The organism is Streptomyces sp. NPDC048277 (genome assembly GCF_040652235.1).
In the GTDB taxonomy this organism is placed as follows: Bacteria; Actinomycetota; Actinomycetes; order Streptomycetales; family Streptomycetaceae; genus Streptomyces.
This window is the reverse complement of the sequence record NZ_JBEZLQ010000035.1, coordinates 46,092-70,485: the sequence shown is the minus strand read 5'-3', so window position 1 is coordinate 70,485 and position 24,394 is coordinate 46,092. Positions and strand designations below refer to the sequence as shown.

24 protein-coding genes and 1 pseudogene are annotated in these 24,394 nt (G+C 71.2%); 14 read left to right on the top strand and 11 right to left on the bottom strand.

Going from position 1 to position 24,394, the window contains the following annotated elements:
• Nucleotides 1-65 precede the first annotated feature (65 nt).
• Nucleotides 66-878: a TetR family transcriptional regulator gene (locus AB0D85_RS46195; protein ID WP_362335456.1), complete on the top strand. Its 813-nt coding sequence runs from the start codon at nt 66-68 to the stop codon at nt 876-878.
• Between the two features lie 12 nt (nt 879-890).
• Here the strand turns inward: AB0D85_RS46195 and AB0D85_RS46190 are convergent, their stop codons facing one another.
• On the bottom strand, nt 891-2,159 hold the full coding sequence (locus AB0D85_RS46190) for an FAD-dependent oxidoreductase (protein ID WP_362335453.1): 1,269 nt from the start codon (nt 2,157-2,159) through the stop codon (nt 891-893).
• The gene (locus AB0D85_RS46185) at nt 2,156-3,511 is read right to left on the bottom strand and encodes an MFS transporter (protein ID WP_362335450.1); all 1,356 of its coding nucleotides are present in this window, start codon (nt 3,509-3,511) and stop codon (nt 2,156-2,158) included. The genes AB0D85_RS46190 and AB0D85_RS46185 overlap by 4 nt, the downstream gene beginning before the upstream one ends.
• A 152-nt stretch (nt 3,512-3,663) precedes the next feature.
• Between AB0D85_RS46185 and AB0D85_RS46180 the strand changes: the two genes are divergently transcribed.
• The 8 genes from AB0D85_RS46180 to pssA all read left to right on the top strand — a co-directional run bounded on the left by AB0D85_RS46180 (nt 3,664) and on the right by pssA (nt 13,131).
• Nucleotides 3,664-4,839: a sugar diacid recognition domain-containing protein gene (locus AB0D85_RS46180; RefSeq protein ID WP_362335447.1), complete on the top strand. Its 1,176-nt coding sequence runs from the start codon at nt 3,664-3,666 to the stop codon at nt 4,837-4,839.
• A gap of 395 nt (nt 4,840-5,234) precedes the next feature.
• Entirely contained in the window at nt 5,235-6,578 is a 1,344-nt protein-coding gene (ccrA, locus tag AB0D85_RS46175; protein WP_362335444.1) for a crotonyl-CoA carboxylase/reductase, read from the top strand.
• Between the two features lie 137 nt (nt 6,579-6,715).
• Nucleotides 6,716-8,767: a protein meaA gene (locus tag AB0D85_RS46170; RefSeq protein WP_362335545.1), complete on the top strand. Its 2,052-nt coding sequence runs from the start codon at nt 6,716-6,718 to the stop codon at nt 8,765-8,767.
• Nucleotides 8,764-9,729 (top strand): CoA ester lyase, encoded by a 966-nt coding sequence (locus tag AB0D85_RS46165; protein ID WP_099932428.1) that lies wholly within the window; start codon nt 8,764-8,766, stop codon nt 9,727-9,729. Before AB0D85_RS46170 ends, AB0D85_RS46165 begins: the two co-directional genes overlap by 4 nt.
• Nucleotides 9,730-9,734: 5 nt before the next feature.
• Nucleotides 9,735-10,247: a MaoC family dehydratase gene (locus tag AB0D85_RS46160; protein ID WP_217547894.1), complete on the top strand. Its 513-nt coding sequence runs from the start codon at nt 9,735-9,737 to the stop codon at nt 10,245-10,247.
• A 3-nt stretch (nt 10,248-10,250) separates the two neighbouring features.
• A complete protein-coding gene (locus tag AB0D85_RS46155) occupies nt 10,251-11,456 on the top strand; it encodes an acyl-CoA dehydrogenase family protein (protein WP_362335440.1) in 1,206 nt (401 codons plus the stop codon).
• Between the two features lie 171 nt (nt 11,457-11,627).
• Nucleotides 11,628-12,284 (top strand): phosphatidylserine decarboxylase, encoded by a 657-nt coding sequence (locus AB0D85_RS46150; RefSeq protein WP_362335437.1) that lies wholly within the window; start codon nt 11,628-11,630, stop codon nt 12,282-12,284.
• Nucleotides 12,285-12,306: 22 nt separating this feature from the next.
• A complete protein-coding gene (gene pssA / locus AB0D85_RS46145) occupies nt 12,307-13,131 on the top strand; it encodes a CDP-diacylglycerol--serine O-phosphatidyltransferase (protein ID WP_362335541.1) in 825 nt (274 codons plus the stop codon).
• Nucleotides 13,132-13,204: 73 nt separating this feature from the next.
• On the opposite strand, the gene AB0D85_RS46140 is transcribed toward pssA, so the two are convergent.
• Nucleotides 13,205-14,341, bottom strand: a complete 1,137-nt coding sequence (locus AB0D85_RS46140; RefSeq protein WP_362335538.1) for a glycerate kinase — start codon at nt 14,339-14,341, stop codon at nt 13,205-13,207.
• A 189-nt stretch (nt 14,342-14,530) separates the two neighbouring features.
• On the opposite strand from AB0D85_RS46140, the gene AB0D85_RS46135 reads away from it, so the two are divergent.
• From AB0D85_RS46135 to AB0D85_RS46125, 3 genes are all read left to right on the top strand, one after another.
• Nucleotides 14,531-15,625 (top strand): ADP-ribosylglycohydrolase family protein, encoded by a 1,095-nt coding sequence (locus AB0D85_RS46135; protein ID WP_362335435.1) that lies wholly within the window; start codon nt 14,531-14,533, stop codon nt 15,623-15,625.
• Nucleotides 15,622-16,116: an NUDIX hydrolase gene (locus tag AB0D85_RS46130; RefSeq protein WP_362335432.1), complete on the top strand. Its 495-nt coding sequence runs from the start codon at nt 15,622-15,624 to the stop codon at nt 16,114-16,116. Before AB0D85_RS46135 ends, AB0D85_RS46130 begins: the two co-directional genes overlap by 4 nt.
• Nucleotides 16,117-16,185: 69 nt before the next feature.
• Nucleotides 16,186-16,929: a Sir2 family NAD-dependent protein deacetylase gene (locus AB0D85_RS46125; RefSeq protein WP_362335426.1), complete on the top strand. Its 744-nt coding sequence runs from the start codon at nt 16,186-16,188 to the stop codon at nt 16,927-16,929.
• On the opposite strand, the gene AB0D85_RS46120 is transcribed toward AB0D85_RS46125, so the two are convergent.
• The 5 genes and pseudogenes from AB0D85_RS46120 to AB0D85_RS46100 form a co-directional block, all read right to left on the bottom strand.
• Entirely contained in the window at nt 16,904-17,338 is a 435-nt protein-coding gene (locus AB0D85_RS46120) for a hypothetical protein (protein ID WP_362335557.1), read from the bottom strand. The two genes, AB0D85_RS46125 and AB0D85_RS46120, sit on opposite strands and share 26 nt — an antisense overlap.
• Nucleotides 17,339-17,391: 53 nt before the next feature.
• Nucleotides 17,392-17,922: pseudogene (locus AB0D85_RS46115) on the bottom strand (LLM class flavin-dependent oxidoreductase); the annotation flags it as partial.
• A 109-nt stretch (nt 17,923-18,031) separates the two neighbouring features.
• Nucleotides 18,032-18,514 (bottom strand): methylated-DNA--[protein]-cysteine S-methyltransferase, encoded by a 483-nt coding sequence (locus tag AB0D85_RS46110; RefSeq protein ID WP_362335423.1) that lies wholly within the window; start codon nt 18,512-18,514, stop codon nt 18,032-18,034.
• A gap of 10 nt (nt 18,515-18,524) precedes the next feature.
• Nucleotides 18,525-20,036 (bottom strand): AlkA N-terminal domain-containing protein, encoded by a 1,512-nt coding sequence (locus AB0D85_RS46105; RefSeq protein ID WP_362335420.1) that lies wholly within the window; start codon nt 20,034-20,036, stop codon nt 18,525-18,527.
• Nucleotides 20,037-20,118: 82 nt separating this feature from the next.
• The gene (locus AB0D85_RS46100) at nt 20,119-21,009 is read right to left on the bottom strand and encodes an SDR family oxidoreductase (protein WP_362335417.1); all 891 of its coding nucleotides are present in this window, start codon (nt 21,007-21,009) and stop codon (nt 20,119-20,121) included.
• 146 nt (nt 21,010-21,155) lie between these two features.
• Between AB0D85_RS46100 and AB0D85_RS46095 the strand changes: the two genes are divergently transcribed.
• Nucleotides 21,156-22,067, top strand: coding sequence for a LysR substrate-binding domain-containing protein (locus tag AB0D85_RS46095; protein WP_362335414.1), 912 nt, complete (start codon nt 21,156-21,158; stop codon nt 22,065-22,067).
• Nucleotides 22,068-22,096: 29 nt separating this feature from the next.
• Nucleotides 22,097-22,996 (top strand): LacI family DNA-binding transcriptional regulator, encoded by a 900-nt coding sequence (locus AB0D85_RS46090; RefSeq protein WP_362335410.1) that lies wholly within the window; start codon nt 22,097-22,099, stop codon nt 22,994-22,996.
• 40 nt (nt 22,997-23,036) lie between these two features.
• On the opposite strand, the gene AB0D85_RS46085 is transcribed toward AB0D85_RS46090, so the two are convergent.
• The 3 genes from AB0D85_RS46085 to AB0D85_RS46075 form a co-directional block, all read right to left on the bottom strand.
• Nucleotides 23,037-23,471 (bottom strand): hypothetical protein, encoded by a 435-nt coding sequence (locus AB0D85_RS46085; RefSeq protein WP_362335407.1) that lies wholly within the window; start codon nt 23,469-23,471, stop codon nt 23,037-23,039.
• A 30-nt stretch (nt 23,472-23,501) separates the two neighbouring features.
• On the bottom strand, nt 23,502-23,975 hold the full coding sequence (locus AB0D85_RS46080) for an SHOCT domain-containing protein (protein ID WP_362335404.1): 474 nt from the start codon (nt 23,973-23,975) through the stop codon (nt 23,502-23,504).
• Between the two features lie 116 nt (nt 23,976-24,091).
• Nucleotides 24,092-24,289, bottom strand: coding sequence for a hypothetical protein (locus tag AB0D85_RS46075; protein ID WP_362335402.1), 198 nt, complete (start codon nt 24,287-24,289; stop codon nt 24,092-24,094).
• Nucleotides 24,290-24,394 lie beyond the last annotated feature (105 nt).

The window sequence follows — 24,394 nt, the reverse complement described above, 5'->3', positions numbered from 1 at the left end:
CCTCCGTGGGCGGGGGAAACCCGGGACATGCGCATCAAGCTGCGCACATGCAGTACGTTCGGGTCATGTCCCAGCCCGCCAGGTCCTCACGTACACCAGCCACGCCCGACGCGCCGGAGAGTGCCGCAGGCAGTCGCGCGGCGGCCCAGCGGCTCAAGATGCGCCGAGAACTGGCGGCCGCCGCGATGGAACTGTTCGCGACGAAGGGGTACGAGGCCACCACCGTCGACGAGATCGCGGCCGCGGCCGGGGTCGCCCGCCGTACGTTCTTCCGTCACTTCCGCTCCAAGGAAGAGGCGATCTTCCCCGACCACGACGACACGCTGATCCGTGCCGAGGCGGTGCTGAACGCGGCCCCGGCCCATGAGCACCCGCTCGACACGGTGTGCCGCGGCATCAAGGAAGTCATGAAGATGTACGCGGGCCGGCCGGAGATCTCCGTCGCCCGCTACAAGCTCACCCGCGAGGTGCCGACGCTGCGCGAGGCCGAGATCGCCTCGGTGGCCCGCTACGAGCGGCTCTTCACGCGCTACCTCCTCGGCCACTTCGACGAGCACGCCCACGCGGACGACGCGAACGACGACCCGCTGCTGGCGGAGGTCGCGGCGTCGGCGGTGGTCACCGCCCACAACCACGTGCTGCGGCGCTGGCTGCGGGCGGGCGGGCAGGGGGATGTGGAGGCGCAGCTCGATCATGCCTTCGCGATCGTGCGGAAGACTTTCGGCAACGGGATCGGGGCGGGGCGGGATGCCGCGCCTCGGCCGGCGTCGGCGTCGGTGGCCTCCCAGGGGGAGGTGCTGGTGACGGTGGCGCGGACGGATGCGCCGTTGGACGAGGTCATGCGGACGATTGAGCAGGCTCTGAAGGAGCGCGCCTAGAGGGGTGCCGCGTCATGTCGTCCTGCGGGTGCGGGTGGGTTGTGGCTGGTCGCGCAGTTCCCCGCGCCCCTTTCGGGGCGCGAATCTTGCCGCCAGTTCCAGGGGGGCCTCCCCTGTCACCAACCCGGTGACCAGCCGTCCCGTCGCCGGAGCCAGCATCAACCCCAGCATGTTGTGACCCGTTGCCAGCAGTACGCGGGGGTGACCGGGTAGCGGGCCGATGAGGGGCAGGCCGTCCGGGGTCATCGGGCGGGGGCCCATCCACTCGCTCTCCCGGGCCTCCCAGTCCGCGCCCGGCAGACAGGGGCGGGCCGCCGCGACGATCGCGTCGACCCGGCGCTGCCGGAAGCGGTCGGGGTCTCGGTCGAACTCCATCGTGCCCGCCACCCGCACCTGCTTGCCCAGCGGGGTGAGGACCGCCTTCGCCGTGCCCAGGTGGATCAGACGGCGGGGCAGCGGGTCGGCCGGGACCGAGAAGCTGTAGCCCTTGCCGGCGGCCAGGTCGAGGCGTACGCCCAGGGGGCGGCAGAGCTCCCGGGACCACACGCCGGCGGCGATCACGACCACGTCGGCGGTGTACGTCCCCGCTGTCGTACGGACCTGTCCGTCCCGTACGGCCGTCACCCTCGCGCCCTCCACCAGTTCCGCCCCGTCCCGGCGCAGCCGGTCGGCCAGCGCGTCCACGAAGCGGCCGGGGTCCAGGGACCACTGGCGCTCGACCAGGAACCCGGCACGGGCGGCGGCGCCGAGGGCCGGTTCCAGCTCGCGCAGGGCCGGGCCGCGGAGCAGCTCCCGGGCGGGGGCGCCCAGGCCGCGGAAGGCCGCCAGGCCGTGCGCCGCGTCCTCGTCCGTCGGGTAGGCGAACAGGAAGCCCTCCTTCTCCGCCCCGCCGTCCACGCCCAGCGCCTCCAGTTCCTCGAAGAGCGCGAAGGTGTCCTCGGCGAGGGAGGCGAGGGCGGCGGCCCCGGTGCCGTGGCGGCGAGCCGTGCTGTGCAGGCCCAGGCGGGCCAGGAAGCCCAGGAGGGGGAGGGAGGGGACGGGGTTGATCCACAGGGGGCTCGCGGGGCGGAAGAGGCCGGTCAGGGCCTTGGCGGCCACCCCGGGGGCGCCCAGCGGCTCGACCAGGTCGGGGCAGACCTCGCCGGCGTTGCCCCGGGAGGCCCCGCTGCCGAGGCGGTCCCGTTCCAGGACGGTGACCCGCAGCCCGGCCCGGCCCAGGTAGTGGGCGCAGGCCAGGCCGACGACTCCGCCGCCGACGACGAGGACGGACGTGGGGGTCACGAAAGCTCCTTCACGGGTGTGGGAGTGACCGTTCCGTCGCCGCTGGACTCGGCCAGGGACTTGCCGCTGGTCTCCGGTGCCAGCCGGTAGGAGACCAGCCAGCCGACCCCGCAGATCAGCGCGCCGAGCAGCATCGCGAGCCGAGTACTGGCACCGAGGACGACCGGGGCGCCCCAGGTGCCGATCGCGGCGCCGACGCGGCTGGCGCCGGTCGCGAAGCCGTTGGCGGTGGCGCGCACGCCCGTCGGGAACAGTTCGGAGGGGTAGATGGCCTGGAGACACTGGCTGGAGAACGAGGCGACGCCGAACACCGCGAAGAGGACGAGTACGGCGGCCGGGCTCGGGTCGGCGAGCAGGGAGAGGACCAGCAGGGGCACCGCCGAGAGCGCGAAACTCCACAACAGCAGTGGTCTGCGGCCCTTGTTGACGAAGAGGATCCCGGAGAGCGAGCCCAGGATGTAGAAGATCTGGAGCGCCACCGAGCCGAGGTAGGCGCTGTTGCCGTGGTCCAGGCCGAGGGAGCTGAGGATGGTCGGCTCGTAGGTGGTGATGGCGTAGATCGGGAGCAACTGGCAGGCCCAGAAGACCCCGACGAAGACCGTGCGGCGCAGATAGACGCCCTGGAAGATGTCGGTGTAGCGGCTGCGGACGGTCGACTCCGTCTCCAGGTCGCTCAAGTCGGCGTCCGGACCGAGCATTTGGCGGACCACCTGGCGGGCCTCGTCCGTCCGGCCCTGGTTCATCAGCCAGCGCGGGGACTCCGGGGTGCCGAAGCGGAGCAGCAGGATGAGGGCGGCCGGGACCGCGCTGCTGGCCAGCATCCAGCGCCAGTCGTCGTGCCCTGAGCGCAGCATCAGCCAGCCGACGACGTAGGCCGTCGCCGCGCCGACCGACCACATGGTGACCATGACGACCAGCAGCGGCCCCCGTGACCTGCGGGGTGCGAACTCGGAGGCGATGGTGCCGGCGATCGCGAAGTCGGCGCCGATCGCGATGCCCATGGCGAACCGGAGCAGGGCGAGGGTCCAGGGGTCGGACGCGAAGAACTGGGCGCCGGACAGCACGATGAACGCGGTGATGTCGGCGAGGTACACCTTCTGCCGGCCGATGCGGTCGGTGACGTACCCGAAGACCAGTCCGCCGACGAACATGCCGATCAGCGAGGCCGATCCGATGAACCCGGACATGGTGGAGCCGAGGCCGAAGTGGCTGTTGATGAGCGGGAGGGCGACTCCGATGATGCTGAGGATGTAGCCGTCGCAGAACTCTCCGCCGCCGGCGTAGAGGGTGATGAGCCAGTGGGTTCTGGTGGGCCTGGATTTCTCGAGTGACACCTGTGCTGCTGCGGACATGACCGTCTCCAGACGACGGGGAGGGGGACGGGGACGGGTGGGTGCGGGCCGCCCGTTGTCGGAGAAAGGTAGGGATCCGCGACGGTCGCGTCATCGTACGAAGTGCACGGGAGGTCTCCCGTTCTCACGGGCTTCGCCTGTACGTTCCGTCCATGGCTGCCGTCGACGCCGTCCTCACGCCGGAACTCGCCCAGGAGATCGCCTGTGACATCGGGCGGATCACCGGGTTCAACGTGCTGATCACCGACCGGGACGCGGTGGTCATCGGCTGCGGGGACACCGCCCGGCTCGGCACGGTGCACGAGGCGTCGTACGAGGTGCTGCGCACCCGGCGGCCCGCCACCCACACGGCCGAGGAGGCGCGGCGGATGCGCGGGGTGCGGTCCGGGATGAGCCTGCCGATCACGGTCGGGGCGGAGGCGGTCGGCACGGTGTGTCTGACCGGGGATCCGGAGGAGGTGCGCCGGTTCGGGCTGGTCGTGCGGCGGCAGACCGAGATCCTGCTGGAGGAGGCCGCCCTGCTGCGCTCCCGGCTGCTGCACGAGCGGGCGGTCGACGACGTCGTCCGGGACATCGCGCTGTACGACCCCGAGGTCGTCGACGCCGAGTCGGTGGAGGCGCGGCTGGCCGAGCTGGGGCTGGACCCGCGGTCGCCGCGGGCCGCCGTGGTGCTGGAGGTCCGGGCCGGCGTCCGGGCCGGCGGGGTGTCCCGGCTGTCGCTGCTGCGGACCGTGCGCGAGGTGTTCGGCGGCGGACAGGACCTGGCCGGGGAACTGGCCGCCGGGCGGTACGCGGTGCTGTGCGCGGCGGTGCCGGGCGGGCCGGAGGGCCGGTACGCGGTGCCGGGCGGACCGGAGGCCCGGTGCGCGGCCCTGGTCGAGCGGCTCGCCGAGCGGCACGGGGTGGCGGCCCGGGTCGGGATCGGGGAGCCGGGGCGGGGCGTCGGCGGGCTGCACGACTCCTACCGGGACGCGGCGATGGCACTGCGTGCCGGGTCACGCCTCGAACCGGGCCGGAGCGTCTTCGCGGTGGCCGAGCTGCGGGTGCCGCAGCTCGTGGCGGCCGCGGTACGGCAGGAGCGGGCCCGGTACGCGGCGGCCCTGCTGGCCGGGATGCGCGAGCGCGAGGACTGGCCGGTGCTGCGGGAGACGCTGATCGCCTGGGCGGAGTGCGGCTTCCACCTGGTACGGACCGCCGAACGGCTGGCGATCCACCGGAACACCCTGCTCTACCGGCTCGCGAAGATCGAGGAGCTGTCGGGGCGGGCGGTCCGGGAGCCGCGGACGGCGATGGCGGTCTATCTGGCCTGCCTCGCCGACCTGCTGTGACCCGTCCCGCACGGCTGTGACCTGCGCCTCACAGCGCGTCCCCGACATTCGGACGTCTCCCGCAAGACGGGCCATTTTCCCCTACTCGATGGGATCTTTGATCGATCATCGCTCATTTGTTACGTAAAGATTTCATCTGAGAGCAGGTTCTGGCACTCAGTGCCTTGCCGCCTGACACGCGGTGTCATACGTTGTTGGTGTCCGGCCTGTCCCGGAGAGCCCACCAGCTCACCCGCCGGACGCCTGCGTCACAGGCAACCTCCCGCGCCACAAAGCGCTGCCGAAGCACCACCCCCGCCGAACCGACGGCATCTTTCCCGAAACCCTCAGCAGCACCGACGTAACCCTCAGCGCCCCTTCCCTCAAGGGGCGCAAGCATCGCCGGAGGCAACACCGTGACCACTCAGGCCATTCTGGACGCGATCCAGTCACCGGACTCGACGCCGGCCGACTTCGCCGCCCTGCCGCTCCCCGAGTCGTACCGCGCGATCACCGTGCACAAGGACGAGACGGACATGTTCGCCGGTCTGGAGACCCGCGACAAGGACCCGCGCAAGTCGATCCACCTCGACGAGGTCCCCCTGCCCGAGCTGGGCCCGGGCGAGGCCCTGGTCGCCGTCATGGCATCGAGCGTCAACTACAACTCGGTGTGGACCTCGATCTTCGAGCCGCTGTCCACCTTCGGCTTCCTGGAGCGCTACGGCCGCCTCAGCGAGCTGACCAAGCGGCACGACCTGCCGTACCACATCATCGGCTCCGACCTCGCGGGCGTCGTCCTGCGCACCGGCCCCGGCGTCAACGCCTGGAAGCCCGGTGACGAGGTCGTCGCGCACTGCCTCTCCGTCGAGCTGGAGTCCAGCGACGGGCACAACGACACGATGCTCGACCCCGAGCAGCGCATCTGGGGCTTCGAGACCAACTTCGGCGGCCTCGCCGAGATCGCGCTCGTCAAGTCCAACCAGCTGATGCCGAAGCCGAACCACCTCAGCTGGGAGGAGGCCGCCGCCCCGGGCCTGGTCAACTCCACCGCCTACCGGCAGCTGGTCTCCCGCAACGGCGCCGGCATGAAGCAGGGCGACAACGTCCTGATCTGGGGCGCGAGCGGCGGCCTGGGCTCGTACGCCACCCAGTTCGCGCTGGCCGGCGGCGCCAACCCGATCTGTGTCGTCAGCAGCCCCCAGAAGGCGGAGATCTGCCGGGCCATGGGCGCCGAGGCGATCATCGACCGCAACGCCGAGGGCTACAAGTTCTGGAAGGACGAGCACGAGCAGGACCCGCGCGAGTGGAAGCGCTTCGGCAAGCGCATCCGTGAGCTCACCGGCGGCGAGGACATCGACATCGTCTTCGAGCACCCCGGCCGCGAGACCTTCGGCGCCTCGGTCTTCGTCACCCGCAAGGGCGGCACCATCACCACCTGCGCCTCCACCTCGGGCTACATGCACGAGTACGACAACCGCTACCTGTGGATGTCCCTGAAGCGGATCATCGGCTCGCACTTCGCCAACTACCGCGAGGCGTGGGAGGCCAACCGGCTGATCGCGAAGGGCAAGATCCACCCGACGCTGTCGAGGACCTACTCCCTGGAGGAGACCGGCCAGGCCGCCTACGACGTGCACCGCAACCTGCACCAGGGCAAGGTCGGCGTCCTCTGCCTCGCCCCCGAGGAAGGCCTCGGCGTGCGCGACGCGGAGATGCGTGCCAAGCACCTCGACGCCATCAACCGCTTCCGCAACATCTGAGACACCCGAGGTCATAGATGACTGAGCGTCAGAATGCCGAAGGCACGCGGGAGCCCGCGCCTGCGGCGCAGTGCGCGCCGATGTCGAAAGAGACGAAGACAAGGGAGCGCAGCGACCGCGGGCTGAGGAACGTCGACATCGGCACAGAGCGCACTGCGCCGCAGGCGCAAAAGGAAAAGGACCGGCCGTGGCTCATGCGCACGTATGCCGGGCACTCCACGGCCGAGGCGTCCAACGAGCTGTACCGGCGCAACCTCGCCAAGGGCCAGACCGGCCTGTCGGTGGCGTTCGACCTGCCGACGCAGACCGGCTACGACCCCGACCACATCCTCGCCCGCGGCGAGGTCGGCCGGGTGGGCGTGCCCGTCTCGCACCTCGGTGACATGCGCCGGCTGTTCCAGGACATCCCCCTGGAGCAGATGAACACCTCGATGACGATCAACGCCACCGCCATGTGGCTGCTGGCGCTCTACCAGGTCGTCGCGGAGGAGCAGGGCGCGGACATCACCAGGCTCCAGGGCACGACTCAGAACGACATCGTCAAGGAGTACCTGTCCCGGGGGACGCACGTCTTCCCGCCGGGGCCGAGCCTCCGCCTGACGACCGACATGATCGCGTACACGGTCTCCCACATCCCGAAGTGGAACCCGATCAACATCTGCAGCTACCACCTGCAGGAGGCGGGCGCCACGCCGGTCCAGGAGATCGCGTACGCGATGTCGACGGCGATCGCGGTCCTCGACGCCGTGCGCGACAGCGGCCAGGTGCCGCAGGAGCGGATGGGCGATGTGGTCGCCCGTATCTCCTTCTTCGTGAACGCCGGCGTCCGGTTCGTCGAGGAGATGTGCAAGATGCGGGCGTTCGGCCGCATCTGGGACCAGGTCACCCGTGAGCGGTACGGCATCGAGAACCCCAAGCAGCGCCGCTTCCGGTACGGCGTCCAGGTCAACTCGCTCGGCCTGACCGAGGCGCAGCCGGAGAACAACGTCCAGCGGATCGTGCTGGAGATGCTCGCGGTGACGCTGTCGAAGGACGCACGCGCGCGTGCCGTGCAGCTTCCCGCGTGGAACGAGGCGCTCGGCCTGCCGACGCCCTGGGACCAGCAGTGGTCGCTGCGCATCCAGCAGGTGCTGGCGCACGAGAGCGACCTGCTGGAGTACGAGGACATCTTCGAGGGCTCGCACGTCATCGAGAAGAAGGTCGCCCAGCTGGTCGAGGACTCCCTCGCGGAGATCGACCGGATCCAGGAGATGGGCGGCGCGATGGCCGCCGTCGAGTCGGGCTACCTGAAGTCGCAGCTCGTCTCCTCGCACGCCGAGCGCCGGGCCCGGATCGAATCCGGCCAGGAGAAGATCGTCGGCGTCAACATCTTCGAGACGACCGAGCCGAACCCGCTCACCGCCGACCTGGACACCGCGATCCAGACGGTCGACCCGGCGGTCGAGGCGAGGGTGGTCGCGGCGATCGGGCACTGGCGCGACACGCGCTACCAGCCGCCGTTCAACCACCCGCGGCCCTGCAAGGCCCTGGAGCGGCTGAAGGAGGCCGCCAAGGGCACCGACAACCTCATGGAGGCCACCCTGGAGTGTGCCCGTGCCGGGGTCACGACCGGCGAGTGGGCGGGCGCGCTCCGCGAGGTGTTCGGCGAGTTCCGGGCGCCCACCGGGGTCTCCTCGGCTCCGATCGCGGTCCCCGTCGAGCCGGGCTCGGCGCTGGCCGAGGTGCGGGCCAGGGTGGACGCCACCGCCCGCGAGCTGGGCAGCGGCAAGCTGCGGTTCCTGGTCGGCAAGCCGGGTCTGGACGGGCACTCCAACGGCGCCGAGCAGATCGCCGTCCGCGCCCGGGACGCCGGTTTCGAGGTGGTCTACCAGGGCATCCGGCTGACCCCCGAGCAGATCGTGGACGCGGCCCTCGCCGAGGACGTGCACGCGGTCGGCCTGTCGATCCTCTCCGGGTCGCACGCGCAACTGGTTCCGGATGTCCTGGAACGACTCCGTGTGGCCGGTGCCACAGATATACCCGTGATCGCCGGTGGCATCATCCCGAACGGGGATGCCGAGCAGCTGCGGGAAGCCGGAGTGGCCGCGGTCTTCACCCCGAAGGACTTCGACATCACCGGAATCATCGGCCGCATCGTCGACGAGATCCGGAAAGCGAACAAGCTCGACCCTCTGGAGGTCCCCGCATGACCACGCCCGTCAACCGGCTCCGCCCGCGGCGCTCCTGCCTGGCCGTGCCCGGCTCGAACCCCCGCTTCCTGGAGAAGGCGCAGGGTCTCCCGGCGGACCAGGTCTTCCTGGACCTGGAGGACGCGTGCGCGCCGCTCGCCAAGCCCGAGGCGCGGCACACCATCGTCAAGTTCCTCAACGAGGGCGACTGGACCGGGAAGACGCGTGTGGTGCGCGTGAACGACTGGACGACCGAGTGGACGTACCGCGACGTCGTCACGGTCGTCGAGGGCGCCGGCCAGAACCTCGACTGCATCATGCTGCCGAAGGTGCAGACGGCCCAGCAGGTCGTCGCCCTGGACCTCCTCCTCACCCAGATCGAGAAGACCATGGGCTTCGAGGTCGGCAAGATCGGCATCGAGGCGCAGATCGAGAACGCGCAGGGCCTCAACAACGTCAACGAGATCGCGACGGCCTCCCAGCGCGTCGAGACGATCATCTTCGGCCCGGCCGACTTCATGGCGTCCATCAACATGAAGTCGCTGGTCGTGGGCGAGCAGCCGCCCGGCTACCCGGCGGACGCCTACCACTACATCCTGATGAAGATCCTGATGGCCGCCCGCGCCAACAACCTCCAGGCGATCGACGGCCCCTACCTGCAGATCCGCAACATCGACGGCTACCGCGAGGTCGCCCAGCGCGCCGCCGCGCTCGGCTTCGACGGCAAGTGGGTGCTGCACCCGGGCCAGGTCGAGGCGTCCAACGAGATCTTCTCGCCGTCCCAGGAGGACTACGACCACGCCGAGCTGATCCTGGACGCGTACGACTACTACACGTCCGAGGCGGGCGGCAAGAAGGGCTCCGCGATGCTCGGCGACGAGATGATCGACGAGGCCAGCCGCAAGATGGCCCTGGTCATCTCCGGCAAGGGCCGGGCCGCAGGGATGCAGCGCACGTCGAAGTTCGAGATCCCGGAGGCGTGAGCGCGATGCAGTTCGGACGCACGTACGAGGAGTTCGAGGTCGGGGCGACGTACAAGCACTGGCCCGGGAAGACGGTCACGGAGTACGACGACCACCTGTTCTGTCTCCTCACCATGAACCACCACCCGCTCCACATGGACACCAACTACGCCGAGAAGACGACGGACTTCGGCAAGAACGTGGTGGTCGGGAACTACATCTACTCGCTGCTCCTCGGCATGTCCGTCCCGGACATCTCGGGCAAGGCGATCGCCAACCTGGAGATCGAGTCGCTCAAGCACGTGGCGCCGACCTTCCACGGCGACACGATCTACGGCCAGACGACCGTGCTCGACAAGTGGCCGTCCAAGTCGAAGAACGACCGCGGGATCGTCTACGTCGAGACCAAGGGCTACAAGCAGGACGGCACGCTGGTGTGCATCTTCCGCCGCAAGGTGATGGTGCCGACCGAGACGTACATCAAGGAGCGCGGCGGCGAGCAGCCGGGCCGCCCCGAGCTGAAGGAACAGGGGAAGTAAGCGATGGCCCGTCTCGCCCAGACCGCCGGTCTGACCGACGTCCAGCAGGAGATCCTCTCCACCGTCCGCGACTTCGTGGACAAGGAGATCATCCCGGTCGCCACCGAGCTGGAGCACCGCGACGAGTACCCGCAAGCGATCGTCGACGGCCTCAAGGAGCTCGGCCTCTTCGGCCTGATGATCCCCGAGGAGTACGGCGGCCTGGGCGAGTCCCTCCTGACGTACGCGCTGTGCGTCGAGGAGATCGCCCGCGGCTGGATGTCCGTCTCCGGCATCATCAACACGCACTTCATCGTGGCGTACATGCTCAAGCAGCACGGCACGCAGGAGCAGAAGGAGCACTTCCTGCCGCGCATGGCGGCCGGCGACATCCGCGGCGCCTTCTCGATGTCGGAGCCGGGTCTGGGCTCCGACGTCTCCGCGATCACCTCCAAGGCGGTCCGGGACGGCGACGAGTACGTCCTGAACGGCCAGAAGATGTGGCTGACGAACGGCGGCACGTCCTCGCTCGTGGCCGTCCTCGTGCGAAGTGACGAAGGACACCCCGAGGGCACGGCCCCGCACAAGTCGATGACGACCTTCCTGGTCGAGAAGGAGCCCGGTTTCGGGGAGGTCCGCCCCGGCCTCACCATCCCGGGCAAGATCGACAAAATGGGCTACAAGGGTGTCGACACCACCGAGCTGATCATGGACGGGCTGCGGGTTCCGGCCAATCGGGTGCTCGGCGGCGTCACCGGCCGAGGTTTTTACCAAATGATGGACGGAGTCGAGGTCGGCCGGGTCAACGTGGCGGCACGCGGCTGCGGTGTCGCGCAGCGCGCGTTCGAGCTCGGTGTCCAGTACGCCCAACAGCGTCACACTTTCGGCAAGGCGATCGCCCAGCACCAGGCCATCCAGTTCAAGCTGGCGGAGATGGCCACCAAGGTCGAGGCCGCGCATGCCATGATGGTCAACGCTGCACGCAAAAAGGACTCCGGGGAACGAAACGACCTGGAGGCGGGGATGGCGAAGTACCTCGCCTCGGAGTACTGCAAGGAGGTCGTGGAGGATGCCTTCCGGATCCACGGCGGCTACGGCTTCTCCAAGGAGTACGAGATCGAACGTCTCTACCGCGAGGCCCCGATGCTGCTGATCGGCGAGGGTACCGCCGAGATCCAGAAAATGATCATCGGGCGCAGGTTGCTCGAAGAGTATCGATTCCAGGGCTGATTATCCCGGTACGGGGTGTTTTCTTCGAGAAGAAGATCACACCCCGTCAACGGTCTTCGGCCGCCGACTCGGCTTCCTGGCTTGCCCAGTTGTAGCCCCCGACCGGTACGATCCCCGGAAAGCCGCCGTCCCCGATTCCTTGCGCGGCATCATCCGCTACGAAGGTCATCCATGCCCCACAGCCAAACCTCTGCACATCGAGACAGCCTGGCCGGCGTACGCCTCGCGCGCGGAGCATCGCCGTGGCTTCTCCCGACCGTCGCCACCGCAGCCGTCAGCCTGCTCCGCGCCCGTCGCTCCGGCGCCGCCAAGGCCGTCGCCGTGCCCGCCACCGCTCTCGCGGCGGGCATGCTGTGGTTCTTCCGCGACCCCGAGCGTGAGATCGCCCAGGGCCGTGTCATCTCCCCCGCCGACGGTGTGGTGCAGAGCATCATGCCGTGGAAGGACGGACGCACCCGCGTCGCCATCTTCATGAGCCCGCTCAACGTCCACGTCAACCGCGCGCCCCTGTCGGGCTCGGTGACGTCGGTGGAGCACATCCCCGGTGGCTTCGTTCCCGCCTTCAACAAGGAGAGCGAGAACAACGAGCGCGTAGTCTGGCATTTCGACACCGAACTCGGCGACATCGAGATGATCCAGATCGCCGGCGCGGTGGCCCGTCGCATCGTGCCGTACATCCCGCAGGGCACGAAGGTCGAGCAGGGTGACCGCATCGGGCTGATCCGCTTCGGCTCGCGCGTCGACATCTACCTGCCCGAGGGCGTGGAGGTCGCGGTCGAGGTCGGCCAGAAGACCGTGGCTGGGGTGACTCGCATTGACCGTGATTGATCCTGAGACCCAGGCGGGCTGGGTGCCCGAGGCCGACGAGATCGGCGACGACGAGGAGGAGATGCCGCTCTCTCTCCGCCTGTCGATAGCGGACACCCTCACGCTCGGCAACGCCACCTGCGGCTTCATGGCGGTGTACTTCACCACCACCGGCATCCTGATCCCGCATCTCACCGGGGACGACCAGTCGGCGGGCATGGCGCGCCACAGCGCCGCCACCGCGGTCATCCTGATGCTCTGCGCGGCGATCTTCGACCTGTTCGACGGCCTGGTGGCGCGCAAGCTGCGCTCCTCCCCCATGGGCGCGGAGCTGGACAACCTCTCGGACCTGATCAGCTTCGGCCTGGCCCCGGCGTACTTCGTCCTCGTCTACGGCATGGTGGCGGACGACGCGTACCAGAAGGTGGCCGCGGTCGGTGCGGTCGTGGTACTGCTGGCCGTGGTGCTGAGACTCGCGCGCTTCTCGTGCGTGACACCGCCGAACGGCATGTTCCAGGGCATGCCCTCGCCGTTCGGCGCGCTCACGGTCGTCTCGATCGTGCTCCTTGAGCTGCCGTTCTTCGCGACGCTGATGGCGATCCTCGGCACGGCGTGGCTGATGGTGAGCCGGGTCGAGTATCCGAAGCCGCGCGGCCGCCTCGCGGTGGCGATGCTGTCCTGGATCGTGCTCGGGGTGGGTCTCCTGGCCGCCTGGGCCTTCGACGCCCCGGGCGGCCAGCTGCTCCTCCAGACCGGCTGTGCGCTGCAGCTGGTGACGGGCGCGGTGATCCCGCTGTTCGCCACGGCCCGCCGGGTGAACAACTTCCGCGACAACCGCCGAGAGGCACGCGCGGCGCAGCTGCCGTAGTCGTAGCCGAAAGACGAAGGGCCCCGGACCATCGACTGGTCCGGGGCCCTTCGCTGTCCCTGGGGGTGCCGGCTCAGGTCAGGAAGTCGCGTGCGACCTGTTCCGCGACGCGCTCCAGGATCGGTCCCGCGTCCGCGATGCACTTCACCACGTCCGGTTCCTCCGAGGTCAGCGGGTAGGCGCGGCGGAACCCCGCCCGGCCCAGCGCCTCCGGGGGCAGCGCGAGGCGGCCGCACACCGCCACGACCTCCTTGTCGGCGGCACGCGCGGCCGCGGCCACCCCGGCCGGCGCCTTCCCGTGCAGCGTCTGCTCGTCCAGCGAGCCCTCGCCGGTGATGACGAGCGTCGCCCGCTCCAGCGCGGGCGCGAAGCCGAGCACGTCGAGCATGACCTCGATACCGGCCCGGAAGCGGGCGCCGAGCAGCAGGGCGCCGTATCCGATGCCACCGGCGGCCCCCGCGCCCGGCGCCACGGCGTACTCGACGGCGCGCGGACCGACCTCGGCCTCCAGGACCTTCGCGTAGTGGGCCAGCGCGCCGTCCAGCAGGTCCACGTCGTCCGGGGAGGCGCCCTTCTGCGGGCCGTAGACCGCCGCCGCGCCCTTCGGCCCGGTCAGCGGGTTGTCCACGTCGCTGGCGAGGACCAGGTCGACGGCCGAGAGCCGCGGGTCCAGGCCGGACAGGTCCGCGCGGGCGAGGCCGGCGAGGCCACCGCCGCCCGGCGGCACCGGTTCGCCGTCCTCGTCCAGGAACCGCGCCCCGAGCGCGGACAGCATGCCGGCCCCGCCGTCGGTCGTGGCGCTGCCGCCGACGCCGAAGACGATCGTGCGCGCACCCGCGTCCAGCGCGGCCCGCAGCAGCTCGCCGGAGCCGTACGTGGAGGCCGTGAGGGGCGCGAAGACACCGCGGGGCAGCCGCTGCAGTCCGCTCGCCTCGGCCATCTCCACGACGGCGGTGTCGCCGCGCAGCGCGAACGCGGCGGTGACCTCCTGCCCCAGCGGCCCGGCGACCTGGATCTCGTGGCGTTCGAACCCGGCCGCGACCGCCGCGGCCACCGTGCCGTCGCCGCCGTCGGCGACGGGCAGCGCCTCGACCTCGATGCCGGGCACCACCCGCCTGAGCCCCACCGTGACCCGTTCCGCGACCTGTACGGCCGTCAGCGAGCCCTTGAACTTGTCCGCGGCGATGAGCACGCGCTGTGTCACCTGTATCCCCTTGCTCTCCGGGCCTCGCGCACGTCAAGGCCAGTCGCGCCGCTGTGACCTTAACCGGAGGACGGCCTTGCCGTCATTCCCCGGTCGAAGCCTGGGAAAGGGCTGGGAACCACCTGGGAAGTCGATGGGAAAGCGACAGGGCGGCGGCAGGAAGGCAAGCGGGCCGAAAACGGGTACACCAGAGCCATGGGCAGTCTGGGTCCCGACCTCGCCGACCGGGTGTTCGGCGGCTGGCTCGGCCGGATCGCGGGCAACATGCTCGGCAAACCGGTCGAGCGGGGTGAGCTGTGGACGCGTGAGCGCATCGACGGCTATCTGCGGCGGGCCGGCGCCCTGCCGCTCACCGACTACCTCCCCGAGCCCGCCGACGAGACCGACGCCCTCGCGCTGCGCCCCGAGTGGCGCCAGTGCGTGCGCGGCCGGATCCACGGCAGCTGCCGCGACGACGACATCGACTACGCGATCCTCGGCCTGGACCTCCTGGAGACCCACGGCTTCGGTTTCAGCACCGAGCAGGTCGGCGAGCTGTGGCTGCTGAGGCTGCCGTATCTGCAGACGTTCACCGCGGAGCGGGCCGCCTACCGCAACCTCGCGACCGGCCTGAAACCGCCCCTCACCGCCACCCACGACAATCCCTACCAGGAGTGGATCGGCGCCCTGATCCGCGCCGACGTCTTCGGCTGGACCAGCCCCGGCGACCCGCACCGGGCCGCCGCCCTGGCCCGCCGCGACGCCGTCCTCTCCCATACGGGGAACGGGGTGTACGGCGCGATGTGGGCCGCCGCGCTGATCTCGGCGGCGTTCACCGCGCCGACGGTGCGGCAGGCGATCGACACCGCGCTCACCGTCGTACCGGCGAGCTGCCGCCTGGCCCGGACCGTGCGCCGGGTCGTCTCCCTGCACGGGACCCGGCTGAGCTGGGAGGACACCCTCGCCACCGTCTCCGCCGAGACCGCGGGCCTCGGCTGGATCCACACCATCCCCAACGTGGCCGTCCTGACCGCGGGACTGCTCTACGGCGACGGCGACTTCACCCGGACCGTCGCCCTCACCGTGCGCGGCGGCCTGGACACCGACTCCAACGGCGCGACGGCGGGCTCGGTGGCCGGGGTGCTGACCGGCGCGGCGGCCATCCCGGACCGGTGGCGGGACCCCCTGGAGGACACGGTCCGCAGCGCGGTGTTCGGCTTCGACGGGGCCCGTATCAGCGACCTGGCGGAGCGGACGGTGCGGCTCGCCCGGACGAACACCGGGGCCGGGCTGGATACCCTGCCCGGGTGACCACCACCGACACCTATGCCGCATACATCGCGAGCCTGCCCCGGATCCTCGCCGGGGCCGCCGCGCTCCTCCGTGACGCCGAGGGACGGGTACTGCTCGTCGAGCCCAACTACCGGGAGGGCTGGGCGCTGCCGGGCGGGACCATCGAGTCCGACGACGGGGAGACCCCGCGCCAGGGCGCCCGCCGGGAGACCCTGGAGGAGATCGGCCTGGACCTGCGGATGGGCCGGCTGCTGACCGTGGACTGGGTGCACGGCACCGGCCGGCCGCCCGTCGTGGCGTACGTGTACGACGGCGGTGTCCTCACCGACACGGACCTCGGGGCGATCACGCTCCAGGAGGAGGAACTGCTGAGCTGGCGGCTGGTGCCCCGCGAGGAGGTCCTGGACCATCTGCCCGGCGCGCTGGGACGGCGGGTACTGGTCGCGCTGGACGCCCTCACGGACGGTTCGGGGACGGTGGAGCTGGAGAACGGTCACCGGGTCGGGTGAATTCCGGGCCCGCCCGGACCGGCGATATCCGGTCGCCGCCCTACCCCGCCCCGCCCTACCCTCGAACGCATGACCAAGCCCCTCGTCGCCATCCTGAGCGGCGCCGGCATCTCGACCGACTCCGGAATCCCCGACTACCGCGGCCCGAACGGCTTGTGGCGCAAGGATCCCGAGGCCGAGAAGCTCGTCACCTACGAGTACTACATGGGCGATCCCGGGATCCGGCGGCGGTCGTGGCGGATGCGCCGTGACAACCGCGCGCTGCGGGCCGAGCCGAACGCCGCGCACCGGGCCGTGGCCGAGCTGGAGCGGTCCGGGGTGCCGGTCCGGGTCATCACGCAGAACGTCGACGGACTCCACCAGCTCGGTGGGATGCCCGCGCGCAAGGTGCTCGAACTGCACGGCACCGCACGGCAGGTCGTGTGCACGGACTGCCATGCGCGCGGGCCGATGGAGGACGCGCTCGCCCGCGTCGAGGCCGGCGAGGACGATCCTCGCTGTCTGGAATGCGGCGGGATCCTCAAGTCGGCGACCGTGATGTTCGGAGAACGCCTGGACCCGGTGGTGGTCGGCGAGGCGCTCGCCATCAGCAAGGCATGCCAGGTGTTCATCGCCGTGGGCAGCAGTCTGCAGGTGCAGCCGGCGGCCGGGCTCGCCGGTGTCGCCGCGGATCACGGGGCACGGCTCGTCATCGTCAACGCCGAGCCCACGCCGTACGACGACCGCGCCGACGAGGTCATTCGCGAACCGATCGGTACCGCGCTGCCCAAGCTGCTCCACCGGCTGATCACCGAGTCCGGAACTCCGGGATGACCTCGCGCCCGAAGCGGCGGATGCACCTGAGCTCCTCCTCGTGGCCGGGCCCGGACGCCACCCGGAACGACATGATCAGGTAGGCGGGGTCGACCGCCTCCTGGAACGCGCGGATCGACGCGACGCAGTCGTCCGGGCTGCCGACGATCAGACGGTCGCGCCGGTGGCGGCCGAACGCGAAGTCCTCCTCCTGCGTCACGCCCTGGAGGAACGGCTCGCGCTCGGCCACCCAGCGCGGGACCTGCTTGAAGTAGAACCAGTGATCGGCGCGGATGTGCGGCCACCAGGTGCGCTCGACGTCCTCGAGCGAGTCACCGACCCAGCCGTCGCGCAGCAGGTTGACCGCGAGCCGGTCCGAGGTGCCGTACTCGTCGCCGGCGGCGCGGTAGAGCTCCGCCCAGTACCGCATGACCTCGATGTTGTGCAGCGGATCGGTCGGCCAAGGGCAGCCGAAGCGCGCCGCACGCCGGGTTCGGACATCGCGCCTATCCACAGCTCGGGGCTCACCGGCGTCGGCGTGATGCGGCCCTCGACGTCGAAGTGCCTGCCGTGGAAGTCGAGATGCTCGCCCGCCCACGCGCGTTGCACGATCTCGATGCCCTCCTCGAACCGCGAGACCTGGTGCTTCGCGTCGAGTCCGAAAAGCTCGAACTCGGAGGGGAAGTTGCCCAGGCCGACGCCGAGGCGGAGGCGGCCGCCCGACAGGATGTCGGCCATCGCTCCGTGCTCGGCGACGTGGACCGGGTGCTCGAAGGGGAGCAGATGGACCGTGGTGCCGATGTCGACCCGTTCGGTGATCGCCGCCAGCGCGCCGAGCGCCGCCCACGGGGAGGGTGGATAGCCGTCGGGCATCATGTGATGCTCGGGGACGAAGAGCCCGTCGAACCCGCATTCCTCGGCCACGCGCGCGGCCGCGAGGATCTCCTGCCAGCGCCGCACGATGCCCCTGGCGTCGGGCGGGTCCTGGGGACGGAACAGGATGCCGAACTTCATGGCCGTGTCTCCTCCCGGTGTGACCTCGCTGCCAGGAAACGCCAACGGCCAGGCGCGTGTTCGGCGCTTCACCGAGTCGGCACATCCGCCCCGGTGTCCGCCCGCGGGGCTAGAAGAGGCCCGCTCCCCGTTCGAAGTCCAGCAGGCGCTGCTTGCGGGGCAGGCCGCCGCCGTAGCCGGTGAGGCTGCCGTTGGCTCCGATGACGCGATGGCAGGGGACGATGATGCCGATCGGGTTCTTCCCGTTGGCGAGGCCGACCGCCCGGGAGGCCTGCGGATTGCCCAGGGCGTCGGCCAGTTCGCCGTACGACCGGGTCTCCCCGTAGGGGATCAGGCACAGCTGCTCCCAGACGCTGCGCTGGAACGGCGTGCCGTTCAGGCGCAGTTCGAGGGTGAACTCCTTCAACTCGCCCGCGAAATAGGCGGATAGCTGTTCCTCGGCCTCGGCGAAGAGGTCGTCGTCGCGGGCGCCGAAGTTCTCCTCGGGCGGGCGGTGTCGCTGGTCCTCCATGTAGAGGCCGCAGAGGGTGCCGTCGTCGGCGACGAGCGTGAGGGGGCCGTACGGGCTGTCGGTGACGGTGTGGTTCTTCACGGCAAGCTCCTTACACGGGAAGGAAGTTGATCGGGTGGCTGTCGGTCGCCCACAGGTACTGGACCGCGTAGGCCCGCCAGGGGCGCCAGGCCGCCGCGCGTGCGGTGAGGGCGGCCGGGGTGCCGGGCAGGCCCAGCTCCTGGGCGGCGCGGCGGATTCCGAGGTCGGTGGGGAGGAAGGCGTCGGGGTCGCCGAGGGCACGCATGGCGATGACGTCGACGGTCCAGGGGCCGAATCCGGGGAGGGCGAGGAGCTTGGCGCGGGCCTCGGCCCAGTCGCTCTCGACGCCCAGGTGGAGGGTGCCGTCGGCGAGTTGGCCGACCAGCGTGGTGAAGGTGGTGCGGCGGGTGCGGGGCATCGCCAGGGACTCGGGGGGCACCTCCGCGAGCGCCTCGGGGGACGGGAAGAGGTGGGTCAGGCCGCCCTCGGGGTCGTCCACGGGGGTGCCGTGGGCGGTCACCAGGCGGGCCGCGTGGGTGCGGGCGGCGGCCGTGGAGACCTGCTGGCCGAGGACGGCCCGGACGGCGAACTCCGCCTCGTCGACCGTGCGCGGCACCCGCCGTCCCGGTGCCTTGTCCACCAGCGGCGCGAGGAAGGGGTCCGTGCGCAGCTGGTCGTCGACGGCGACCGGGTCGGCGTCGAGGTCCAGCATGCGGCGGCAGCGGCTGATCGCGACGGGCAGGTCCCGCAGGTCGCTGAGGGTGAGCCGGCACGCGATGTGGTCGGTTTTGGGGGTGAGGGCGGCGACACCGTGGCCGTAGGGCAGTCGCAGGGTCCGCCGGTAGGCGCCGGTGGGGGTACCTCCCACGCCTTTCGGGCAGTGGGGGAGCCACTCCTCGACGCCGGGGACGGCGGTGGCCGCGAGGTGCCCGAAGAGGTTGTCGGGGTTGAGGGGGGCGCGGAACGGGAGGCGGAGGGAGAGCGCGCCGGGGGCCTGGTTCGCGGACCTGGGGCGGCGGTCGCGCAGTTCGGTCGGCGAGAGGGCGAAGACCTCGCGGACGGTGTCGTTGAAGGTGCGGATCGAGGAGAAGCCGGCCGCGAAGGCGAGCTCCGCCATCGGGAGGGCGGTCGTCTCGATCAACAGGCGTGCGGTCTGGGCGCGTTGGGCCCGGGCGAGGGCCAGCGGGCCGGCGCCGAGTTCGGCGAGGAGCTGGCGCTCGACCTGCCGGGGGCTGTAGCCGAGGCGGGCGGCGAGGCCGGGCACGCCCTCGCGGTCCACGACCCCGTCGGCGATCAGCCGCATGGCGCGGGCGACCAGGTCGGCGCGCTGGTTCCACTCCGGGGAGCCGGGGCTGGTGTCGGGGCGGCAGCGCTTGCAGGCCCGGAACCCGGCCTGCTGGCAGGCGGCCGCGCTCGGGTAGAACGTCATGTTCTCGGGCTTGGGCGGTACCACCGGGCAGCTGGGCCGGCAGTAGATGCGGGTGGTCAGGACGGCCGTGAAGAACCAGCCGTCGAACCGCGCGTCCTTCGACTGTACGGCCCGTACGCAGTGCTCGCGGTCGAGGTTCATCCCTTTCTGCATGGGTCCAGCATCGGCCACGGGCGGTGGCCGATGCTGGCGGAAATCCGACACGAAGGTGGGCTGACCTCGGAACCCGGGAGGCTCAGAAGTAGTGGTCCTGGTCCAGGTCGGCCAGCAGTCCGGGCTGCTCGGGCCGCCAGTCGTACCGCTCCCGGGTGGCGGTGCTCGACGTGGGGTTGTCGCTGCCGACGAAGCGGATCAGCCAGCCGAAGTGGGCGGCCGCCTCCTCCGGCGTGAGGGACACGACCGGCAGGCCGAGGCGGCGGCCGATGACCTCGGTGATGTCGCGGAGCGGTACGCCCTCCTCGGCGGCCGCGTGCAGTACGGCGCCGGGCGGGGCGGTCTCCAGGGCCTTGCGGAAGAGGACGGCGGCGTCCAGGCGGTGCACGGCCGGCCAGCGGTTGGCGCCCTCGCCCGGGTAGGCGGCGCGGCCCTTGTCCCGGGCGACGCCGATCAGGTGCGGGACGAAGGCGTGGTCGCCCGCGCCGTGCACCGAGGCCGACAGCCGGATCGCGGAGACCCGTACCCCGCGGTCGGCGAGGGCGAGGGCGGCCCGCTCCGACTCGCCCCGGTGCGCGCCGGGCGCCGCCGGGTCGGGTCCGTCCGTCTCAGCGCCGAGGCGGCCCGGGGTGAGCAGGCCGGTCACGGAGCTGATGACGAGCGGGCGGCCGGAGTTCGCGAGCGCGTCCCCGAAGGCCGCCAGGGCCGCGAGTTCGGTGCGCAGGGCACCCGGCATGTCGGAGAAGTCGTGGTTGAAGCCCGTGTGGACCACCCCGTCCGCCGCCGCTGCCGCGGCCCGCAGTCCGTCGACGTCGTTCAGGTCGCCCCGGTGCGCCTCCGCGCCCGCCTCCTTCAGGGCCGCCTCGGCCGCGTCCGAGCGGGCGAGGCCGAGCACCCGGTGCCCGGCGCCCAGCAGTTCGCGGACCACCGCGCTGCCGATGAACCCGGTGGCGCCGGTGACGAACACACGCATGACGAATCACCTCACGAAGAGTGAAAGATCTGGGATGACTCCAGCGTGCGCCCGGCCCGGCGCCCGGGTCCAAGACCTGTTCCGCACCCGGTGATGCCTGTCCGGTCATGACCGCAGCTCACAGCGGCAGGAGTTACAGTCGAAGGGTGCCCGAATCCCCCGTACCGCCGGTGGACCTGGAGTTGCGTCTGGTGCGCTACTTCACCGTGGTCGCCGAGGAGTTGCACTTCGGCCGTGCCGCCGACGCGCTGCATCTCGCGCAGCCGTCGCTGAGCCGTCAGATCCGGCGCCTGGAGCGGGAGTTGGGCGTCCGGCTGCTTGACCGCACCCCGCGCGGCACCCGCCTCACCGAGGCCGGGGAGACCTTTCTGCCGCAGGCCAGGGAGCTGCTGCGGACCGCCGCCCGGGCCGCCGCGAGCGCCCGTTCGGCCGCCGCGCACGGGCCGTTCACGGTCGGTTACACCACCCATCAGATCGTCACCCCGGCCGTCCGCGAACTGCGCCGGGGCCACCCGCGGGCCGACATCCGCACACTGCACGTGGACTGGAACGAGCCGCGGGACGCGCTGCTCGACCACCGGGTCGATGTCGTGGTGACCCGGTTCCTGTTCCGCGCCGACGACCTGGACATCTCGGTCCTCTACGACGAGCCGCGTGTCCTGCTGGTCCCGGTCGGCCACCGGCTGGCCGGCCGGGAGTCGGTCACCCTCGCCGACTTCGCCGACGAGCCGCTCCCCCGCTTCACCGGCGCCGACCGGGTGGGGGCCAATCCCCCGGGCCACACCCGCCTGGGCGCCGTGGTGGACACCCTGGAGGACAAGCTGGAACTGGTCGCCGGCGGTGAGGTGGTGTCGCTGGCGCCGGCCGGGTTCCGCGGGAGCCTGCGGCCGGACATCGCGGTGATCCCGGTCGAGGACGCCGACCCCCTCCAGGTCGTCCTGGCCACCAGGGCCGGCGACCGCCATCCCCTGCTGCCGGCGTTCCGGCGCGCGGCCGAGGCCCATCTGGTCCCCGACCGGGCCGGGGTACCGGCCACGCACTCCGGGGCGGGCCGATGAGCGGTTCCGGGAGAGTCACGCTCAACGACGTGGCCGCCGCCAGCGGGGTCTCGCGCGCCACGGTCAGCTTCGTCCTGAACGACGACCCGCGCCAGACCATCTCGGCCGCCACCCGCGACCGGGTCCGGCAGGCCGCGCGCGACCTCGGGTACGTCCCGCACGGGGTGGCCCGCGCGCTGCGCGAGGGCAGCTCCCGGGTGGTGGTCCTCGACCTGGACCGGGGTCTGGAGGGCACCTACTCGCGCAGCTACGTCCACGGCCTCGACGAAGAACTCGCCGCCCACGGGCATGTCCTGCTGGTGCGGCACGGCCGGCACTCCGCGGCGGCCACCCGGCAGGTCCTGGACGCGATCACCCCGCGCGCGGTGATCCGGTTCGCCGAGCCGTACCTGACCGGTCACGACCTGGAGGACCTGGGCGGCGGCTGGAAGGGCGGCCTCGCCGCGCACGCGGCCCTGCAGATCCGGTACCTCACCGAGCACGGGCACGCCCGGATCGCGCTGGCCCTGCCCGCGGAGGACTCCGCCCTGGCCCGGGCCCGGCGGCGGTTCGCGGAGCACACCGTGCACAGCCTGGGCCTGCCGCCCCTGGTCCCGTGCACGGTGCCCCGCCCGCGGGCGGCGGGCGCCAGGGCGGTCGCCGCCCTGCGCGCGTCCCACCCGGACGTCACGGCGGTCGCCGCCTTCGACGACGACCTCGCGCTGCGCACCCTGACCGCCCTGCACGACCTGGGCCTGGCCGTCCCGGACGACATGGCGGTGATCGGCTACGACGACACCGAGTACGGCGAGCTGAGCACCCCCGCCCTCACCACGGTCCGCATCGACGCGGAGGCCCACGGCCGGCTGGCCGCGCGTACGGCCCTGGGGCTGGACGCGGCGGGGCTGGTGCCGGTGCCCGCGCGGATCATCGTGCGGGACTCGGTGTGAGCGGGGGCCGGACCGGCCGCGGCCGGCCGGCTCCGCACCCTCAGACCTGCTCCCCGGAGTCGTCGCGCTGCACCACGCACAGCGCCCAGATGATGAATCCGGACAGCGCGATCATCACGACGGACCAGACCGGGTAGTACGGCAGGGACAGGAAGTTGGCGATGATCACCAGCGCGGCGATGGCGATCCCGGCACCGCGTGCCCACGCGGCCGGCTGGAGGAGGCCGATGCCGACGACCACGGCGATCACGCCCAGGACCAGGTGGATCCAGCCCCAGCTGGTGAGGTCGAACTTGAACACGTAGTTGGGCGTCGTGACGAAGACGTCGTCCTGGGCGATCGCCATGATGCCCCGGAACACCGCGAGCAGTCCGGCGATCATGAGCATCACGGCGGCGAAGGCCGTCAGTCCGCCGGCCCACTGCATCCTGGCGGTGTGTGCGTGCGGCTGGTGCGCGGGGTGTGTCGCTGTCATGCGGCTGCCTCGATTCGTTCTCGGAGGTGCTCAGCGCCTCGGTGCGCCGGACACGGAGCCGGGGCGGGCGGCCGACGGCCCGAGGTCGCTCAGGACCAGTTCCTTGGCCCTGCGGAACTCGTCGTCGGAGATGTCGCCGCGGGCCTTCATCTCGGAGAGCTTGGTCAGTTCGTCGACGCTGCTGGTCCCGCCGGTGCCGCCCTTGGCGGTATCCCGGATGTAGGACTCGAACGCCTTCTGCTGCTCACGGGCCTGGGAGATCTCCCGCTGCCCCATGCCCTTGCCGCGGGCGATCACATAGACGAGGACGCCCAGGAAGGGGACCACGATGCAGAGGGCCAGCCAGCCGGCCTTGGCCCAGCCCCCCATCGTGTCGTCGCGGAAGATGTCCACGATGACCCGGAACAGCAGGACCAGCCACATGATCCACAGGAAGAGCCACAGCATGGTCCAGAAGGCGCTCAGCAACGGATAGTCGTACGCGAGGTAGGTCTGCGCGCTCATTTGTGTCCTCCGTCCACGGCACCGGCCGTCGAGCCGGGCTCAGGTTGCCAGCGTGCGCACGGCACCCGGCGGGAGTCCTCACCCCGTGCGGGTGATCGTGGGCTCGGGAGCGGCGGTCACTCCGGCACCGGCCGCATCTCGACCACCCGCAGTCCGAGCGAGAGGCAGCGGTTCAGCAGTCCGTAGAGGTGCGCCTCGTCGACGACATGGCCGAACAGAATGGTCTGGCCGGACATCATCACATGATCCATTTCGGGGAATGCCCTGGTCAGCGTCTCCGACATGATCCCTTCGAGGCGAATCTCGTAGCGCATGGACGTCTCCCGCCGCGGGGCTGCTGCGCGGTCCTCCATCGAGCCTGCGCCGCGCGACGGCCTTCGGCCTCACCCGGTGCAGGTGAACCGCCGTCGCCCGCCTCG

Bases quoted from the DNA above. Each gene is read 5' to 3' on its own strand.
- AB0D85_RS46080 (WP_362335404.1), bottom strand. From the start codon at position 23,975: ATGAGCGCGCAGACCTACCTCGCGTACGACTATCCGTTGCTGAGCGCC.
- AB0D85_RS46075 (WP_362335402.1), bottom strand. From the start codon at position 24,289: ATGCGCTACGAGATTCGCCTCGAAGGGATCATGTCGGAGACGCTGACC.
- AB0D85_RS46180 (WP_362335447.1), top strand. From the start codon at position 3,664: ATGGCTGCCGTCGACGCCGTCCTCACGCCGGAACTCGCCCAGGAGATC.
- AB0D85_RS46135 (WP_362335435.1), top strand. From the start codon at position 14,531: ATGGGCAGTCTGGGTCCCGACCTCGCCGACCGGGTGTTCGGCGGCTGG.
- AB0D85_RS46120 (WP_362335557.1), bottom strand. From the start codon at position 17,338: ATGCGGTACTGGGCGGAGCTCTACCGCGCCGCCGGCGACGAGTACGGC.
- AB0D85_RS46150 (WP_362335437.1), top strand. From the start codon at position 11,628: ATGCCCCACAGCCAAACCTCTGCACATCGAGACAGCCTGGCCGGCGTA.
- AB0D85_RS46160 (WP_217547894.1), top strand. From the start codon at position 9,735: ATGCAGTTCGGACGCACGTACGAGGAGTTCGAGGTCGGGGCGACGTAC.
- AB0D85_RS46165 (WP_099932428.1), top strand. From the start codon at position 8,764: ATGACCACGCCCGTCAACCGGCTCCGCCCGCGGCGCTCCTGCCTGGCC.
- AB0D85_RS46195 (WP_362335456.1), top strand. From the start codon at position 66: ATGTCCCAGCCCGCCAGGTCCTCACGTACACCAGCCACGCCCGACGCG.
- AB0D85_RS46155 (WP_362335440.1), top strand. From the start codon at position 10,251: ATGGCCCGTCTCGCCCAGACCGCCGGTCTGACCGACGTCCAGCAGGAG.
- AB0D85_RS46085 (WP_362335407.1), bottom strand. From the start codon at position 23,471: ATGACAGCGACACACCCCGCGCACCAGCCGCACGCACACACCGCCAGG.
- AB0D85_RS46125 (WP_362335426.1), top strand. From the start codon at position 16,186: ATGACCAAGCCCCTCGTCGCCATCCTGAGCGGCGCCGGCATCTCGACC.
- AB0D85_RS46100 (WP_362335417.1), bottom strand. From the start codon at position 21,009: ATGCGTGTGTTCGTCACCGGCGCCACCGGGTTCATCGGCAGCGCGGTG.
- AB0D85_RS46105 (WP_362335420.1), bottom strand. From the start codon at position 20,036: ATGCAGAAAGGGATGAACCTCGACCGCGAGCACTGCGTACGGGCCGTA.
- AB0D85_RS46185 (WP_362335450.1), bottom strand. From the start codon at position 3,511: ATGTCCGCAGCAGCACAGGTGTCACTCGAGAAATCCAGGCCCACCAGA.